This is a genomic window from Paenibacillus sp. cl141a, from assembly GCF_900109305.1.
GTDB classification, from domain to species: domain Bacteria; phylum Bacillota; class Bacilli; order Paenibacillales; family Paenibacillaceae; genus Paenibacillus_AQ; species Paenibacillus_AQ lautus_A.
Genome location: NZ_FNZO01000002.1, coordinates 929334 through 945224 on the forward strand (window position 1 = coordinate 929334; position 15891 = coordinate 945224).

Consider the following 15891-nt stretch of genomic DNA (forward strand, 5'->3'; position numbering starts at 1 on the left):
CTTTAAATTTGGAAAATCAAGCTTGTTGAATGGATTACGTGATATCGTATGGAGAAACAGGGTCACTGGATTGGATATACACCCAGGACCGTATAAATTAGGCTCTGGCAATGCATGTACAAAATAAGGTATATTAATAGATACATGCATGATTTGAGTGAGGAGGAAACGGATTTGGAAATGAAAGGAGCCATGGGTGGCTTATATAAGCTCACCGAGTGGATTACCCGTATTGCTTTTTCGAACATCTTGTGGGTTATTTGTACATCGCCTTTCCTGTTTATCGTTCTAACCAAATTCCTGATGGCCGTTCAGACCCCGGAAGCGCATAACGAGCAGCTGCTGTCGAACTGGATCCTGGGAATATTATCACCCTTTGTTTTATTTCCGGCTACGGCGGCTTTATTTACCGTTGTTCGGAAATGGGTAATGGGCAATCCGGACGTGTCCGTGTTCAAAACGTTCTTTAAGGGTTATAAGGAAAATTACAAGCAGAGCATGATCGGCGGTATTTTTTATACGCTGCTGTTCGTGATTATGTACGTGGATTACACGGTTTATATGACGCAGCTCGATGGTTTCCAGCTTGTCGGCATCGTGATGCTGGTGCTGCTCATTGTACTGTTTGTCTCCCTGTTTAATTTTTTCTCCATGACCGTTCATTATGAGATGAAAACGACCCAGCTCCTAAAAAATGCGGTGCTGCTGACTCTGATTCGTCCGTTCCGCGTATTTTCGACTTTGATCGGAAGCGCTGTCTTGGCGTATATCGGCACGCAAATGCCGGTGCTGTTCGTGTTCTTCCTGTTCTGCCTGATGGCCTTGTTCGCGTTCTTTAACTTCTATGCGACCTTTACCAAAATGCAGGAGCAGCAGGAAAGAATGAAGAAGGCCGAGGAAGAGGAGTCGGAAACCGAGCAAGCTCTTCTGGAAAGCATGGATTCTGCCAAAAAGGGAGAGAACGGATCGAAACCTTAAATTACGGGAGGTTTACTTTTCCGGCAAAACCCCCTATAATAAGACTACATCCTGCGATGTTCGTTTCGGTTTTCCGTTGTTTTGAACCAATGACGATGTCTAGGGAGATCTATACGTAATCGTGGCTGAAATGCCCTGTCTATATGACAAGGGGAATTCATAAGCGGTTCTGCGGTCACCCACCTGCTATAGCAGGTTCGAAGACAATGTTTACCGGACGGCATAGGCGGGTTTCGTCAAGCCAATGAATAGGCACCTCTTTTATTTCGAATTCGAAGTGAAAGAGGTGCCTTTTTGCTGTATATAAAGGTTTGCTGAAAGCATAAACAATGTTAAACTAGAGTATGGAAAGGAACGGTCATTTATAAAGGAGGAACGGTCTTTGTCATTAAAACGAGTTCTAATCGGTATCGTGCGCAGCTATGACGGCACAAGCGACCGTGCTAAAGATCCCAAGCTGAAGACGCGTTATTACAATCTTTCAAAAGAAAAGTGTTTTGAAGAGGTTTCCTCGACACTGAAAAAAATTCCGGGTTACAAAGTTCTGCATGAGGTAAAATCCGTGGGAGAAATCACGTTAGAGAAAAGAACCTCCTTTGGACGTACACTGGACATTACCGTATCCGTGCTCGGCATCAGTCCGGTTCGCAGCGCAGTTGATATGTATTCGGCATCCCGCGGTTCCCTTGGGGATCTGGGGGCGAACTACCGGGTCATCTTGAACCTGTACGCTGTACTGGACAAAAAACTGAGCAAGTATAAAGTGGATGCTTAGTAGAATAAGAAAAAGCGGGAGAGCTGCTCTCCCGCTTTTTAAAAGTGTGCCGCATATGTAGCCTTTGGCGTGTTAACGCAGAGATTTCACGGCATCGATGGCAGCTTCGTAATTCGGGTGCTCCGTCATTTCGCCAAGGTATTCTACGTAGGTGATGGTATCGTTAGCATCCACGACGAAGATCGAACGCATGTCGAGCTGGAACTCCTTGATGAGCACGCCATACGCTTCACCGAAAGAACGCGATTTATAGTCGGACAGCGTAATGACCCGGTCAACGCCTGCAGCTCCGCACCAGCGGGCCTGGGCGAACGGAAGGTCGGCACTGATCGTAAGGATCACGACATCGTCGCCGAGTCCGGCCGCCTCTTCGTTGAAACGGCGCGTCTGTGCGTCGCATACCCCGGTGTCGAGGGAAGGAACGACGCTGATCAGCTTGATTTTACCTGCATAATCTTTAAGAGATACGTCTTCGAGCAGGTTCTTGCTCACGGTAAAATCCGGCGCGGCATCACCAGCCTTGAGCTGTGGTCCGATGAGTGTAATAGGATTGCCCTTGAAAGTGGCAGCTCCTGAACGTTCTTGAGCCATGAGAAATCTCCTCCTTGGATATCAAAGTTTGGTGATCAGGTTCATGGTACATTATAATCTTTTTAAAAAGGGAATGTCCACTAAAGGGCACCCCTGGCCTGGTTTAGGATGAGGAGGATGCTATGATATTCGTACGTTATGAGAATTGGAAAAGTTATTTGCGTTATTATCCCGTTACATCGCTGCTGCTTGTGATCAACCTGGTGATGTTTGTGATCACATCCATTGACGGCGGTTCCAGAAATCCGATGACGCTGCTGAAATATGGAGCTTTGTCGGATTTGCCGCAGTTCGTCGACCAGGCGTGGAGATACTTTACGGCGATGTTCCTCCATAACGGATTTGACCATTTGTTGTTCAACAGCTTCGCACTGCTGGTATTTGTTCCCCCGCTGGAGAGAATCATGGGGAGCTGGAAATTTGCCATTCTGTATCTGCTCAGCGGTGTTCTCGGTAATGTAATCGGATTGGCTTATTATGAGCGCATGGAGGGCTATACCTTCCTTGTAGGCGCCTCAGGAGCCATATACGGAGCTTATGGCGCTTATCTGTACATCGCCTTGTTCCAGCAGCAAGTCATTGATGAGTCGTCCCGCAAGACGCTGTTCACCCTGCTTATATTGGGGATCTTGTTCTCGTTTACCCCAGGGGTCAGCCTTGTAGCCCATGTCGGCGGATTGGTAGGCGGATTTTTCCTCTACGGTCTCATGATTCGATTATTCAAACGTCGAACATAATCGGACCTAAGAGGGTCTGTTATAATAGAATTGGATGATTTGGATAAAGTCTTCAAGTCTTCTAGGGAATAAGAATGGAGCGATAAAAGGCGTGGAATTACGACAGTTGCAATACTTTGTAAAGGTTGCGCAAAAGGAACACGTTACCCAAGCGGCAGAAGAGCTTCATGTGGCTCAGTCGGCCGTCAGCCGTCAAATACATCAGTTGGAAGAAGAACTGGGTGTTAATTTGTTCATGCAAAAGGGCCGGAATCTGCAGTTAACCCCGGTTGGCCAGCTTTTTTGCAAACGGGTGGAGAGCATTATGAAGGATTTGGACCGTGCGGTCGTCGAGATACATGAATTCCTGGACCCGGAGCAGGGGGAGATTCGCATCGGTTTCCCTCACAGCCTGGGCATACATTTGATTCCGTCCATCGTGGCTGAATTTCGGAAGAAGTACCCGAACGTGAAGTTCCGGTTTAAGCAGGGCATGTTCCCGACTTTGATCCGGGACGTCGTCGGGGCTGAAGTGGATTTGGCATTTGTGTCTCCGTTTCCGGATCGCCACGATCAAGTGGACGGAGATATCGTGTTGACAGAGGAGCTGTTTGCGATCCTGCCGCCGAATCACCCGCTTGCGGGGGAGCAGTCCATCAAGCTGGAGCAATTGAAGGAGGAGCGCTTTGTGCTGTTCAGCAAGGGCTACTCCTTGCGCCCGATTGTATGGCATGCCTGCCTGGAAGCCGGATTCACGCCGAAAATTGCTTTTGAAGGCGAGGAGACGGATACGATCCGCGGACTGGTTGCTGCCGGCATGGGGGTCAGCCTGCTACCTGAAATGGCGCTGTTCCAGACGAATCCGCTTCAGCCGGCACGCGTCCGAATCTCGGAGCCGAAGGTAACGCGTTCCATCGGTCTGATTCACCGCGCGGACGAGAAGCTGCCACCGGTCGCGCAAGCCTTCCGTGCGTTTCTGCTTCAATATTTTGGCATTGATCCGTCGCCGAAAAAGGAAGAGAAAGCGGAATGACGCTTCTCTTCTCCTAATAGTCAAGCTTCATGTATTCAAGCTGGACATTATCAAGTGATTATAAAAAAGAGGGCTTTCCGTCTCCGCCAATCAAGGTAGAGAGGAAAGCCCTTTATTGTTGTTCTTCATGTTAAACAGGTTTATTCCCGGTTGCTCGTAAAGATCATGATGTAACGGATCAGCTCGAGCAGCGAGATCAAAGCTGCAGCGACGTAAGTCAGGGCCGCAGCGTTCAATACCTTAGCGACTCCGCGTTCTTCGTCATTGGCAATATAGCCTTCTTGAACCATCAGCTGACGGGCGCGGTTGCTTGCGTTAAACTCGACCGGCAGCGTGACAAGCTGGAAGGCAACGGCGCAAGAGAAGAAGATAATGCCGAGACCGACCAGGTTCATGGCTTGGAACAGGAATCCGGCAATCAAGAGAAACGGAGCGATACCGGACGCAAAGTTAACAACCGGGAACATCTTGTGACGGGCTACGAGCATCGGATAGTGCTCCGCATGCTGGATCGCATGGCCGACCTCGTGACAAGCGACGGAGACGGCCGAGATGGTACGTTCGTAATAAACAGGCTCCGACAACCGGACAACGCGTTTGGTCGGGTCATAGTGGTCAGAGAGCGTGCCTGGCACCGGTTCAATCGGTACGTCATGGAGTCCGTTGGCATCCAGCATATGACGCGCTGCATCGTATCCGGTCATGCCGGTGCTGTTTTCAACCTTGGCCCATTTGTTGAACGTGCCTTTGACCCGGAACTGAGCCCAGAGAGAGAATATAAACGCAATAATAATGAGTATAAACATCCAGTCAGAATACATTTATCATACCCCCATACAAAGTTGTCAATTTGGTGTTGCATCACTACATCGAAGTGAACTGGTTCAGCAAAATTTGCAGCGACTCGATACAGGCAGCTCCCTTGGGAAGGATGTTAGCGAGCACCTCCCGTGCTTGACTGGGTTTTAATTCGCTAAGAAGCGGGTTGAGCTCCTTGACATCCCGTTCGAGCTGTTTCATCTGTATTTCGAGTTTGGTTAGCTTTTCCGTCATTTCGGAATCATCGGCAACCGACTTCCAGCGATCCAGTCTCTCCTTAATCTCATCGAGAGTATATTTCTCTTGCTTCAACTGATTAATACGTTCGAGAGTGCTTAAGGTTTCAGAACTGTACAGCCGGTAGTTTTTTAACGTCCGTTTTTCAGGGGAGATCAAACCCAGCTTCGTATAGTAGTCAATGGTTCTTTCGCTGATTCCGGCAGCCCTGGCCAGCTCACCGATCCGGAAAAGGTTTCCGCTCGTGATCCCCATCATTCATCACCTCACAAGCCTTCATTGAATTGGACATTAATGAATGCATTTATATTTTCATTTTAATAGAAATATGATACATGATCTTCAACCATACAGTCAAACGTCATAGTTGTGACAAAAATAGTTGTGACAAAAAACCTTGAAGCCTAGTTTTTCTTCACTGAGCATCATGTTAAACGATTTGCACTGTATGCACTTAATGTTAGATTTTATTACACAAAGGAAGTTTTTTTTGAAAAAAACCGTTGCGGTTTTTTAATCGTCCCCCTATAATGACAATAAGAATTCAAGGCGATGTCATATTAGTTAACACAAAGGGGAGTGTAAAACATGAAAAAAAGATGGCTAGGTTTAATGGCGGGAGTAATCGCACTACTCGCATTCCCGGCGAGCGCGTTCGCCGCTGATGGGGGAGCCACGAACGTTGAATTAACGGCTGGTCTGAACTCCGTATTCGTATTCTTGGCAGCGCTGCTCGTATTTTTCATGCAAGCAGGGTTTGCTCTGCTGGAGGCCGGTTCGGTTCGCATGAAAAATGCGGGGCACGTTGCAGGCAAGACCTTTCTGACCTTCGGCATTTCGATCGTAGCCTTCTGGGCGCTAGGCTTTGGTCTAGCCTTCGGTAACGGCAACAGCTTTTTCGGATTTGAAGGCTTTTTCTTAAGCGGCGACAATGCAGCAGGCTCATTTGATTCCCTGTCCGCATATGATGTGCCGACGACCATCATGTTCCTGTTCCATCTGTCCTTTGCAGCCGTATCCTTGGCGATCGCTTGCGGCGGTATGGCAGAACGGGCAAAACTCAGCGTTTACATCGTGTTTGGATTGCTCTTCACCATCGTGATTTACCCGATCGTTGCTCACTGGGTGTGGGGCGGCGGCTGGCTCGGCGCTCTGGGCATGCAGGACTTTGCCGGATCGACGGTCGTTCACTTGACAGGCGCAACAGCAGCACTGGTGGCTACCATTCTTCTGAAGCCTCGACTTGGCAAATATAATAAAGACGGGAAGCCTAACAGCATACCGGGTCATAACCAAGTTTTATCCGTACTCGGCGTATTCATCATCTGGATCGGCTGGTTCGGGTTTAACCCGGGCAGCACCATCTCGGCACTCACAGACGGTTTCTTCGGTTTCGTGGCATTGAATACGAATATCGCGGCGGCGGCAGGCGCACTGGCCGCATTGCTGATCTCTTGGGCGGTTCTTGGCAAAGCGGATATTCCCAGCATGCTGAACGGTATTCTCGCTGCATTCGTTGCCATCACAGGCGCTTGTGCTTTCGTGGAGCCTTGGGCGGCCGTCGTGATCGGCGCCGTAGCGGGTACGATTACGTTCTTTACGGCGCAATGGTTTGACCGCAAAGGTATCGATGATCCTGTATATGCATTCTCCGTACACGGCATTGCCGGTATGTGGGGTGCCGTGTCCACCGGATTGTTCGCGGCTCCTAGGCTTGTTGAAATCACGGGCGTAGGCAAGGAAGGATTGTTCTACGGCGGGGGCTTCGGCCAGCTCGGCGTTCAGCTTCTGGGTCTGGTCGGCACGTTTGCATTCGTGCTGGTGATCTCGTTCATCATTCTGTATATCATGAAAGTTACGATGGGCATCCGCGTAACGGAGGAAGAGGAATTGATGGGTCTTGATATCAGTGAACATGGAACCTACGGATATCCGGAGCAAATGAAACTTTTGGTGGAATCCGAAGGGAAGTCTCCCGAGTTTCGTTCCGGAAGCAAGGCGGTTCCCGGTAGCGACACGGCTTTATAAGAAGCTCACCATTATCATTGTTCATGAAACAAGTCAGAAGGAGGCCGCGGCATGAAACCTCTGAAATCCGTAAATCTGTTTCCGGCATTGTCGGAAATTCGGAAAGCAGCAACAGCCCAGCATTTACGAGATCAACGGATCGCTTGTCAGAACCATCTCATCGAGATGCGCAGTAACATGGAGCTGAGAGAGTGGATCGCATCCGTGAATACGATGCACGATCTGATTGGACAGCGTGCCGCGGCAATCTGTGAGCAGGACATGTGGGAGGCTGGCTTTGGCCGGCCTCCTGCGCGTTATGCGTTTGTAGCTTTTGGCAGCTGCGGAAGGCAGGAAGCTACGCTGTGGAGCGATCAGGACAACGGTTTGATCATTGGCGATGAGCTGGAAGAGGAGGCGCTCCCCTTCTTTCGGGAATTTGGGCTTCGGCTGGCGAATCTGCTGGAATATCTCGGGTACCCGAAATGCTCCGGAAAAGTGATGTGTTCCGAGCCATTATGGAGCAAGCGGCTTGGCGATTGGAAGAATCAGATCAGCGAATGGTGCGGAGACCGGCAGTGGGAACCGATACGAAACTTCATCATCGCCTCGGATCTGCGCCATATATCGGGGGATACCGAGCTTTCGGAGGCGTGGGTGGACCATTTCCGCAGCTCCGTCGAGCAGCATCCGGACATCGGCCATGCCGTGCTGCGGAACACGGTCAAGCATAAGGCAACGCTGAATGTCATGGGGCAAATCGTGACGGAGCGGTTTGGAGAGCATGCCGGCGAGTTTGACGTGAAATATGGCGTTTATATTCCGCTGGTGAACAGCATACGCACTATGGCGCTGCAGCGGGGGATCATCGAAACCTCGACGCAAAAACGCATGGAGAAGGTGATGCTGCTTGAAGGCGGGAATCTGCTGCTGGAAAGCGTGCAGCGCGCTTTTTTGACGGCGCTTCGGCTGAGGAACGATACGCCCTTTATAGTGGAGGACGGGCTGATTACGAGCAGCGGGTATATCCCGCAGGAGCAGCTCAAGAACAAAACCATGCAGTACGAGCTTCGCGATACGCTTGGAGTGGTGAGACGGATACACCGGTCATTGCAGCGCGAACATCGTTTTGCGGAGAGGAGAAGCCCATGACTGAACCGGTACAATCGAACGGCGGTTTCTGGAGATCGCTTCGTTCGGGTAACATCAATTCCGCCATCGCCTCCATGCGCGGGGCGCAGACAGCGCAGCAGCTGGCATTCATCCGATCCCAGATGAAGGATAACCGGAGACCGGAGGTTCTGGGCACCCCGCTGGACGAGCTGGAGGTTGTGGTATTCGATCTGGAGACCACGGGGTTCAATCACCAGCACGGCGATGAAATATTGTCTTTCGGTGCGATTCGGGTCATCGGGGAGCAGGTGATCGAGAATGAAACCTTTCATATGATCGTGAACAGCGGTGCTCCGGTGTCTCCATTCATTGCCGAGCTTACGGGTATCACGCAGCAAATGGTTGATGCAGCCCCGCCTTTAATGGAGGGGCTGCATGATTTCATGGCCTTTATTGGGGGGAGGGTGCTTGTTGCCCATGCAGCCGCGCATGACCGGGGATTCTTGAATGCAGCCTTGTGGAAGACCTCCAAGGTTCGATTAACGCATCGGCTGCTCGATACGATGATGCTCGCGCAGAGGTTATATCCCGAACAGAAGGATTACAGTCTGGATGAGCTGCTGCGAAGCAGCGGCATTCCGGTGGAGGGAAGGCACCATGCTCTTTCCGATGCGCGCATGACCGCCCGGCTGTGGGCGGATTACATGAAAGACATTCAGGCGCGCGGCCAGGCTACCACGCTAGGTGATTTATACGTCTATCTAAGCGAGGGGTAGCATTGGGATTGGAGATTGGAGGTGTCTCCTAGTTCGTCATTCCTTTAGGATTGCGAAAGGGATCGGGGCAAGGGTATAAAATGCCTTTCCCGGAAGCGACCAGGAGCTTGGCGGCAGCTGGTTGAAGGATTCGCGATCTTCCTCACTCCGGATAATTTTGTAGGCATGGAGCTGCAATGCGTTTAAGCCGGAGGCGCCGGGAACTGCAGGAGAAGCAATAGCATACACCCGGAGCAACCCGCCGAAGGATTGGAGCTGAAGCAGATCCTCGCCCGAGGGGTCAGGCGTGGTATGCGGGTGACTGTGAAACAAACCGACGATGCCTTTTTCAGCCAATACCAAGCGAGTCCACTGAACGGGGTCCAGATGAAAAGAATGCAGCGGAAATTCCGCTGTATTTTTTACGGGAATAAATTGCGTAACGGATATGGACCGGCTTGCTTCATCGGCATGCCCGATAAGGACGCCGCAAGCTTCCTCCGGCAAACGATGATGCATATGGTCCGACATATGCTCTTTGACGGCCTCGCGCAGCAGAAGCCGCTCCAGGGACGTGTGAGACGGGTTCATGTATAATCCTCCTGGATCATATAATTGGTCCGATCTTATGATGGTGTCGATCGCGTGTTTGAAAGATCGGGGTTTCAGGGTACAATAGGGACTATAACTAAGTTTAGCAAAGGAACCTATACCTATGAAACGTAACATCATCATTATCGTCCTGCTTCTTATCGCAGCAGGCGCTGTTGTCTATAATCAAGCCGGCGACGATATCCAGGCCGTCTTCATGCAGGAGAAGCCGCTTCCGACGGAGACGGGGGCCAAAGCGGGCCTGCTTGCCCCGACCTTTACCTTGAAGGGGATGGACGATAAGTCCTATTCCGGCGGCGGAGCACGCGATAAAGCAATGGTTGTCAATTTCTGGGCATCCTGGTGCGAGCCGTGCAAGCAGGAGGCACCGGAGCTCGACAAGTTGGCTGCAGAGTATGCAAGTGAGCTCGAAATCTACGGCGTGAACGTGTCCAAGTATGACAATGCGAAGAAAGCGCGTCAATTTGTTCAGGATTATAACCTTCAATACCCGATCCTTCTCGATACGAAAGGAGATGTGTTCGAGGAACTGTATAAAGGGCAGGTTTTCCCGACAAACGTGCTGATCGATCGTAACGGCGTGATTCAGGAAATCATTCTGGGCGCTCCCGATCCTAAGGACCTTCGTAAAAAGGTGGCCAAGCTGATAAATTAATCGTTTGCTTAGCCAGCTGACAAAACCAAAAAAAAGCGCGGCCGCCATGTCCTGAACATGGTGGATACGCGCTTTTTGTATTGGACATCACCTAATGATTTACCAAGCCTTGCCTTGCCGCAGACTCATGCACCTGCTCCGGGGAAATCTGACCGAGCAGCGCATAACGCATACTGTCCACCAGCGCTTCCCAGCTGGCCTCGATGACATTGCTGGATACCCCGACGGTGTTCCAGGCATTCTCGAAGTTCTTGGATTCGATCAGCACCCGGACCTTGGCTGCCGTTGCATCCTTGTCATCCAGCACCCGTACCTTATAGTCGGCAAGATGCATTTCCTTGAGCGTTGGGAAGTATTGGACGAGCGCTTTACGCAGCGCATTATCGAGTGCATTGACCGGACCGTTGCCTTCCGCAGCGGTATAAATGCTCTCGCCGGCGACGTTGACTTTGACGAAAGCTTCGGAGACGACCGGCTGTCCGGCCGACTTCTCGACCAGCATCTTGAAGGATTCGAAGGTAAACAGCTCCTTGAGCTCTCCGTTCGCTTCCCGAAGAAGCAGCTCCAGGGAAGCGTCTGCGCCCTCGAATTGATACCCTTCATGCTCGAGATCCTTGATCTTTCCGATAATATGCTTGGATTGCTCGCTTGCCGGATCAAAGTCAAGCCCCATGTCCTGCGCCTTCGATACGATATTGCTCTGCCCCGCGAGCTCGGAGACCAGCACGCGCTGTTTGTTTCCGACCTTCTCCGGTTCGATATGCTCGTACGTTCTGGAATCGCGAAGGATCGCGGATACGTGGATGCCTCCCTTATGGGCGAAGGCGGCGTTGCCGACATACGGCTGGTTAACCGGCATGTTAACGTTGGCGATTTCGCTGATATACCGTGCGGTATTCGTCAGCGTGCGGAGGTTGTCGTCACCGATGCACTCATACCCGAGCTTCAGCTGCAGATTCGGAATGATGGAGCACAGGTTGGCGTTCCCGCATCGTTCCCCGTATCCGTTCATCGTCCCCTGCACATGCCGGACACCGGCCTGCACGGCGCTCAGGGTGTTGGCAACGGCAAGCTCGCAGTCGTTGTGCGTATGAATGCCGAGCGGAGCGCCAGGCAATGGCCCCGTCAGCGACGTGACAATGTCCGAAATCTCGTGCGGGAGACTGCCGCCGTTCGTATCGCACATGACAAGCCAGTCGGCGCCTGCTTCCCGTGCCTTGGACAATACGGCAACAGCATATTCCGGATTGTTCTTGAAACCGTCAAAAAAGTGCTCGGCATCAAAAATGACCTCGAGGCCTTTCCGCTTCAGGAAAGCGATGGAATCATAAATCATGGCCAAATTCTCTTCGAGTGTCGTTTGAAGCGCCGTATGGACGTGGAAGTCCCAAGACTTCCCGACCAAGGTAGCGGCAGAAACGCCGGATTCCAGAATGCGAAGCAGATTGGCATCCTGGTCGGCAATGGAACCTTTGCGCCGGGTGCTGCCAAAAGCGGTTACTTTGGAGGTTAAGCCGAGATCCTGGACTCTTTTGAAAAATTCGATGTCCTTGCTGTTGCTTCCCGGGATACCGCCTTCAATATAATGAACACCAAGAGCATCGAGCTTCTTGGCGATTTTGACCTTGTCGTCCGCTGACAAGCTGATTCCTTCGCCCTGGGTTCCGTCGCGAAGTGTCGTATCAAAGATGGAAATGGACTTAGACATGATGTCCTCCTTTGGGTGTCCGGGATTGGACCGCATTGTTTATAATTTTGTATTATAGCATTTCTTTGCGGGAAAGTAACAGAGTAAAACAAACTTTTCCCGCAAGGGGCCCATCCTTGACCCTTGCGAAGGGGGACGGTATGCTGGAGGCGTTAAATCGGGGCCAGCCGTGCGTACATGATTCGCTTAGCGGACAAGATCATACAGGCATCGATCTCTAAAAACGGTATAATGGAAGAGGCGCCATTTGCCTCAAGTACCGTAACCATCATTCAGACCGAACCCTAAATAATGGGGCGACCCTATTCCCTATAGATTATGAAGAACCGTACCGAAGAAAGAAGGAATTCTGCGTGGGACCAATCGACGATTATTATCCGGCCAGCGGCCGCGTTATCCTGCATGTGGATATGAATGCTTTTTACTGCTCCGTGCACGAGGCGGAGGAGCCGGAGCTCTATCGCGGCAAAGCCACGGCCGTCGCAGGCAGCATCGAGCTGCGCAAAGGCGTCATCGTCACCTGCTCCTACGCGGCGAGGTCGCTGGGGATCCGCACCGGCATGAACGTGAGGCAGGCGCTGCGAATCTACCCCGACCTGATGATCATCCAGCCGGATTTCCATCTGTACCGCAAGTATTCCAATGCATTCATGAACATAGCTTATGCTTATACGCCGCTGCTGGAAGCGACTTCGATCGATGAATGTTACCTGGATATTACCGGCTCGAAGCAGTTCGGCACCCCTCTGGATATCGCTCGGGAAATCCAGGAGCGCATCCGCGAGGAGCTGTCGCTTCCGTGCTCGGTCGGCATTGCTCCCAATAAATTGCTGGCCAAGATGGCCTCGGACATGAAAAAGCCCAACGGGCTGTCCGTGCTGCGAATTCGGGACGTCCCGCAGGTGCTTTGGAACAAACCCTGCGCGGAGCTGTTCGGCATCGGGAGCAAGACGGCCGACAAGCTGCGCAAGCTGAACATCCAGACCATCGGGCAGCTGGCTGCCGCCGATGAAAGCCTGCTGACCTCGACCTTTGGCGTGATGGGGTCATGGATGAAACGGGCGGCCAGCGGCATCGATCATGCCCCGGTTGTCGCGGAGCGGGAACAAAGCAAGTCCATCGGACACACGACCACGCTCCCGCAGGATGTTACCTCGGCTGAGGAGGCCAGAAGGGTGCTGCTGAACTTAAGCGATCAGGTAGCGCGCCGTCTCCGCAGGCAGGGCTTGGTGACCAGCGGCATTCAAATTACGCTGCGCACACCGGACATGAAGACGATCACCAGGTCTAGGCATCTTGCCATTCCGACGGAAAATACCGAGGACATCTACCGGGAAGCATGCGAGCTGTATAACCGGCATTGGAAGCAGGACAAGCCGCTCCGTCTGCTCGGCGTCACGCTGCAGCAGCTCACGGCGAAGGAGGAATCCGCCATTCAGCTGGACCTGTTCGACTACGAGAAGCAGCCCAAGAAAGAGTCGCTGACCCGGGTGATGGACGAGCTGCGCAATAAATTCGGCGAGAGCGCGGTGCTGACCGCCGGCATGCTGGGCGATGACCCATCGTCCTTAATCCGCAATCATAAGCGGAGAGGTACATCTTTACAGATGGATTTTGTAAGGGAACTGGGGAACGATAATAAAAAAGCCGATCGTCCAACCACGAAGGACCCTAACCGCGATTAGCCGTTTTTTTTGTTCGTCACAGAACAGCTCATTGGCCTGCAAGTACAGCCGATTTTTGTCGGAAAATGTTAGGAAATTTATTTGTATTCCTAAAACAATTGTATTAATATATGTAGATGGTGGCGGCAGAACCGTCAGCTTATACTATGTTTATAGAGATGTTTATAGATATACAGGAGGAAGAGAGACTATGGCGAAGTTTACTTGGGTAGATAAAGATACCTGCATCGCATGCGGCGCATGCGGCGCAACGGCACCCGACATTTACGATTACGACGACGAAGGCCTGGCAGAAGTTATTTTCGACGGGGACAACAACCGCGGGGTAACGGAAATTCCGGAAGATATGCATGACGACATGCTGGATGCTTGCGACGGCTGCCCAACAGATTCAATTCGGATTGCAGACGAGCCGTTTAACGCAGAATAACAAATTCCGCTCGATCCCTGATATTCCATCTTGAACTTATACCGACGTCCTCTGCCCGACCAAGGCAGGGGGCGTTTTTTCATATCCGGGGACTCATACATAATCGGAGCGTTTATTCCGATATACAGGATAATAGAGGTAAAAATGTCATAATAGGAGGCTCTCGAATGAACAATTCGCTGTACCTCAAAAGATATGTGGAGACGCATCCCGATAATAAAATGGCCTGGTACCTGCTGGGCAAGGAGTATGAGCAGGCCGGCGAGCAGGGCAAGGCGAACTACTGCTACAACAAGGCCGAAGGGGTCTACGAAGCCTTTGAGCTGAGTCAGGTCCCTTCCGACATATGGAAAAATTACGAGCAGCGCTTATTGGAGATGGAGAAGGACAAGGAGCGCAAGCGAAAGAGGACCCGACGTTTGCTAGCGGCGCTGGTGCTGCTCCTGCTGGTTTTCCTTCCGCCCGCCCAGGCGCCGGGCTCCGCTACAGGGAATGTTGCGGAAGATTTGTTCCCGCCGCATGAGCCGGCGTCCGCCAATGCGCTCAACAAAGAGAAGCCGGATTCGCGCAAGGAACCGCTGTACACAGCCGTTGCTTCCGGCCAAGGCAAGGATTCTGCCGGTGCGCTGTCCTCATTGCTTCAGCATCCGCAGCAGCTCCCGAATTGGTCGGTTGCGTTGGGGATGAAGCGTTCGGGCAAATGGCTGCTGTGGAGCCGGGACATGGAACGGTTATACGGCCTGCATCGGAATGATCAAGGCGCAATCGCTATTCAGCCTTACGAGGGAGCAGCCGGAGAGTGCGATTGCGAGCCTGCGGACAGTTCGAGGCTGAAGCGGAGCGCGGGGCAGTGGGCCGATCTGCAGGTTGAGACGGCCGTTCTGCAGGAAGCGGCCAAACAGTATAAGGCTCGGCACGGCCGCCTGCCCAAAAAATTGGATGAATTGACGCAGCCGTATCCGAACAATTGGCTGTCCGGCCGCTCGAAAGCGATGGAGCAGATGTTCGAAACGTTAATGCGTCAGCAATCCCAATCCCAAGGAGCTGGCGGTCAAGGGCAACCGGGGCAGCAGCCGAGGAACAGCTTGGAGGAACCTGGATATTGGGGGACTTCGCCGAACGGAGATCCCTTTTTCGAACAGCCGCTTCAGGTCATCATTGACCGGAAACGGCATCGGCTGGCCGTCGTAAGCGGCGGCATCCTGCTGCGTAATTATGCGGTCGGGCTCGGCGGAGCGAAGACGCCGCTGGGTGATTTTCATATCAACGATAAGGTAGTCAATCCGAACGGAACCACGAAGGGTCCCTACGGCACGAGGGGGATGCAGCTTTCCGATACGCTGTACGCGATACACGGGACGCTGGACGAGGAGAGCATCGGCGCGAACGAATCCGAGGGCTGCATCCGTATGCTGACTGAGGATGTGGAGGAGCTGTTTGACCTGGTTCCGATGGGAACCGTCGTGAAAATACGGGAAGGGGTCCTGCCCGAGGACCTGTGGACGCCGAAAGAGCGTTTTAAGCTCAAGCATGCCCAGGGTCAGACCAACCCGGGCAAGGTGTATCACTGGCTGGATTAAGGCTGGGCGATCACAATCAGAACGATAATCAGGATAATCAGAAGAGCGATGCCGGAGCTGATCCATAGTAGGGCCTTCTTATTCACCTCTTCTTTTTTCTGCTGCAAGGTCGGAGGCTTACGTTTGGCTGACATGTCTTTCCCCTCTTTCTCTCATGATCGTGAAATGATTTGTACAATCTTCCTTTATTGTAAGGG

At 52.0% G+C, this 15891-nt stretch carries 17 protein-coding genes and 1 other RNA gene; 12 read left to right on the forward strand and 6 right to left on the reverse strand.

The window, feature by feature from the left end; all coding sequences use genetic code 11:
* Positions 1–174: 174 nt before the first annotated feature.
* From BMX45_RS09385 to BMX45_RS09395, 3 genes are all read left to right on the forward strand, one after another.
* Positions 175–978: a YesL family protein gene (locus BMX45_RS09385; protein WP_090909423.1), complete on the forward strand. Its 804-nt coding sequence runs from the start codon at positions 175–177 to the stop codon at positions 976–978.
* Positions 979–1023: 45 nt separating this feature from the next.
* Positions 1024–1215: non-coding RNA, 6S RNA (gene ssrS / locus BMX45_RS09390), on the forward strand.
* Between the two features lie 145 nt (positions 1216–1360).
* The gene (locus BMX45_RS09395) at positions 1361–1753 is read left to right on the forward strand and encodes a DUF1499 domain-containing protein (protein ID WP_006211699.1); all 393 of its coding nucleotides are present in this window, start codon (positions 1361–1363) and stop codon (positions 1751–1753) included.
* Between the two features lie 72 nt (positions 1754–1825).
* Here BMX45_RS09395 and tpx read toward each other — a convergent pair whose 3' ends face one another.
* Positions 1826–2344, reverse strand: coding sequence for a thiol peroxidase (tpx, locus tag BMX45_RS09400; RefSeq protein ID WP_009594784.1), 519 nt, complete (start codon positions 2342–2344; stop codon positions 1826–1828).
* A gap of 122 nt (positions 2345–2466) precedes the next feature.
* On the opposite strand from tpx, the gene BMX45_RS09405 reads away from it, so the two are divergent.
* Both BMX45_RS09405 and BMX45_RS09410 read left to right on the forward strand, forming a co-directional pair.
* Positions 2467–3081 (forward strand): rhomboid family intramembrane serine protease, encoded by a 615-nt coding sequence (locus BMX45_RS09405; RefSeq protein ID WP_090909424.1) that lies wholly within the window; start codon positions 2467–2469, stop codon positions 3079–3081.
* A gap of 91 nt (positions 3082–3172) precedes the next feature.
* A complete protein-coding gene (locus tag BMX45_RS09410) occupies positions 3173–4093 on the forward strand; it encodes a glutamate biosynthesis transcriptional regulator GltC (protein WP_009594790.1) in 921 nt (306 codons plus the stop codon).
* 140 nt (positions 4094–4233) lie between these two features.
* Here the strand turns inward: BMX45_RS09410 and BMX45_RS09415 are convergent, their stop codons facing one another.
* Entirely contained in the window at positions 4234–4914 is a 681-nt protein-coding gene (locus tag BMX45_RS09415) for a zinc metallopeptidase (RefSeq protein ID WP_009594846.1), read from the reverse strand.
* 43 nt (positions 4915–4957) lie between these two features.
* Positions 4958–5407: a MerR family transcriptional regulator gene (locus BMX45_RS09420; protein WP_090909425.1), complete on the reverse strand. Its 450-nt coding sequence runs from the start codon at positions 5405–5407 to the stop codon at positions 4958–4960.
* Between the two features lie 330 nt (positions 5408–5737).
* On the opposite strand from BMX45_RS09420, the gene BMX45_RS09425 reads away from it, so the two are divergent.
* From BMX45_RS09425 to BMX45_RS09435, 3 genes are read left to right on the forward strand one after another with little or no spacing between them, the layout of a single operon-like run.
* The gene (locus tag BMX45_RS09425; RefSeq protein ID WP_090909426.1) at positions 5738–7177 is read left to right on the forward strand and encodes an ammonium transporter; all 1440 of its coding nucleotides are present in this window, start codon (positions 5738–5740) and stop codon (positions 7175–7177) included.
* Positions 7178–7228: 51 nt separating this feature from the next.
* Positions 7229–8308 carry a DUF294 nucleotidyltransferase-like domain-containing protein gene (locus tag BMX45_RS09430; RefSeq protein ID WP_090909427.1) on the forward strand — a complete coding sequence of 360 codons (1080 nt, stop codon included), beginning with the start codon at positions 7229–7231 and terminating at the stop codon, positions 8306–8308.
* On the forward strand, positions 8305–9045 hold the full coding sequence (locus tag BMX45_RS09435) for a 3'-5' exonuclease (protein ID WP_015736691.1): 741 nt from the start codon (positions 8305–8307) through the stop codon (positions 9043–9045). Before BMX45_RS09430 ends, BMX45_RS09435 begins: the two co-directional genes overlap by 4 nt.
* 36 nt (positions 9046–9081) lie before the next feature.
* Here BMX45_RS09435 and BMX45_RS09440 read toward each other — a convergent pair whose 3' ends face one another.
* On the reverse strand, positions 9082–9615 hold the full coding sequence (locus BMX45_RS09440; RefSeq protein ID WP_090909428.1) for a M67 family metallopeptidase: 534 nt from the start codon (positions 9613–9615) through the stop codon (positions 9082–9084).
* 124 nt (positions 9616–9739) lie between these two features.
* Between BMX45_RS09440 and BMX45_RS09445 the strand changes: the two genes are divergently transcribed.
* On the forward strand, positions 9740–10291 hold the full coding sequence (locus BMX45_RS09445) for a TlpA family protein disulfide reductase (RefSeq protein ID WP_090909429.1): 552 nt from the start codon (positions 9740–9742) through the stop codon (positions 10289–10291).
* Between the two features lie 91 nt (positions 10292–10382).
* Here the strand turns inward: BMX45_RS09445 and cimA are convergent, their stop codons facing one another.
* Complete coding sequence (gene cimA / locus BMX45_RS09450; RefSeq protein ID WP_015736688.1) at positions 10383–11999, reverse strand: citramalate synthase; 1617 nt, start codon at positions 11997–11999, stop codon at positions 10383–10385.
* Positions 12000–12352: 353 nt separating this feature from the next.
* Between cimA and BMX45_RS09455 the strand changes: the two genes are divergently transcribed.
* The 3 genes from BMX45_RS09455 to BMX45_RS09465 all read left to right on the forward strand — a co-directional run bounded on the left by BMX45_RS09455 (position 12353) and on the right by BMX45_RS09465 (position 15694).
* Positions 12353–13684, forward strand: a complete 1332-nt coding sequence (locus tag BMX45_RS09455) for a DNA polymerase IV (RefSeq protein WP_090909430.1) — start codon at positions 12353–12355, stop codon at positions 13682–13684.
* Between the two features lie 190 nt (positions 13685–13874).
* Positions 13875–14114 carry a ferredoxin gene (locus BMX45_RS09460; RefSeq protein ID WP_009594795.1) on the forward strand — a complete coding sequence of 80 codons (240 nt, stop codon included), beginning with the start codon at positions 13875–13877 and terminating at the stop codon, positions 14112–14114.
* A 167-nt stretch (positions 14115–14281) separates the two neighbouring features.
* Positions 14282–15694, forward strand: a complete 1413-nt coding sequence (locus tag BMX45_RS09465) for a L,D-transpeptidase (RefSeq protein WP_090909431.1) — start codon at positions 14282–14284, stop codon at positions 15692–15694.
* Here the strand turns inward: BMX45_RS09465 and BMX45_RS31275 are convergent.
* The gene (locus BMX45_RS31275; RefSeq protein WP_175495068.1) at positions 15691–15828 is read right to left on the reverse strand and encodes a hypothetical protein; all 138 of its coding nucleotides are present in this window, start codon (positions 15826–15828) and stop codon (positions 15691–15693) included. The two genes, BMX45_RS09465 and BMX45_RS31275, sit on opposite strands and share 4 nt — an antisense overlap.
* Positions 15829–15891: the final 63 nt, after the last annotated feature.

What these genes read in the sequence shown, in the direction of transcription:
- BMX45_RS31275 (WP_175495068.1), bottom strand. Translation starts at nt 15,828, where the DNA reads ATGTCAGCCAAACGTAAGCCTCCGACCTTGCAGCAGAAAAAAGAAGAG.
- BMX45_RS09465 (WP_090909431.1), top strand. Translation starts at nt 14,282, where the DNA reads ATGAACAATTCGCTGTACCTCAAAAGATATGTGGAGACGCATCCCGAT.
- tpx (WP_009594784.1), bottom strand. Translation starts at nt 2,344, where the DNA reads ATGGCTCAAGAACGTTCAGGAGCTGCCACTTTCAAGGGCAATCCTATT.
- BMX45_RS09420 (WP_090909425.1), bottom strand. Translation starts at nt 5,407, where the DNA reads ATGATGGGGATCACGAGCGGAAACCTTTTCCGGATCGGTGAGCTGGCC.
- BMX45_RS09435 (WP_015736691.1), top strand. Translation starts at nt 8,305, where the DNA reads ATGACTGAACCGGTACAATCGAACGGCGGTTTCTGGAGATCGCTTCGT.
- BMX45_RS09430 (WP_090909427.1), top strand. Translation starts at nt 7,229, where the DNA reads ATGAAACCTCTGAAATCCGTAAATCTGTTTCCGGCATTGTCGGAAATT.
- BMX45_RS09440 (WP_090909428.1), bottom strand. Translation starts at nt 9,615, where the DNA reads ATGAACCCGTCTCACACGTCCCTGGAGCGGCTTCTGCTGCGCGAGGCC.
- BMX45_RS09445 (WP_090909429.1), top strand. Translation starts at nt 9,740, where the DNA reads ATGAAACGTAACATCATCATTATCGTCCTGCTTCTTATCGCAGCAGGC.
- cimA (WP_015736688.1), bottom strand. Translation starts at nt 11,999, where the DNA reads ATGTCTAAGTCCATTTCCATCTTTGATACGACACTTCGCGACGGAACC.
- BMX45_RS09460 (WP_009594795.1), top strand. Translation starts at nt 13,875, where the DNA reads ATGGCGAAGTTTACTTGGGTAGATAAAGATACCTGCATCGCATGCGGC.
- BMX45_RS09405 (WP_090909424.1), top strand. Translation starts at nt 2,467, where the DNA reads ATGATATTCGTACGTTATGAGAATTGGAAAAGTTATTTGCGTTATTAT.
- BMX45_RS09425 (WP_090909426.1), top strand. Translation starts at nt 5,738, where the DNA reads ATGAAAAAAAGATGGCTAGGTTTAATGGCGGGAGTAATCGCACTACTC.
- BMX45_RS09415 (WP_009594846.1), bottom strand. Translation starts at nt 4,914, where the DNA reads ATGTATTCTGACTGGATGTTTATACTCATTATTATTGCGTTTATATTC.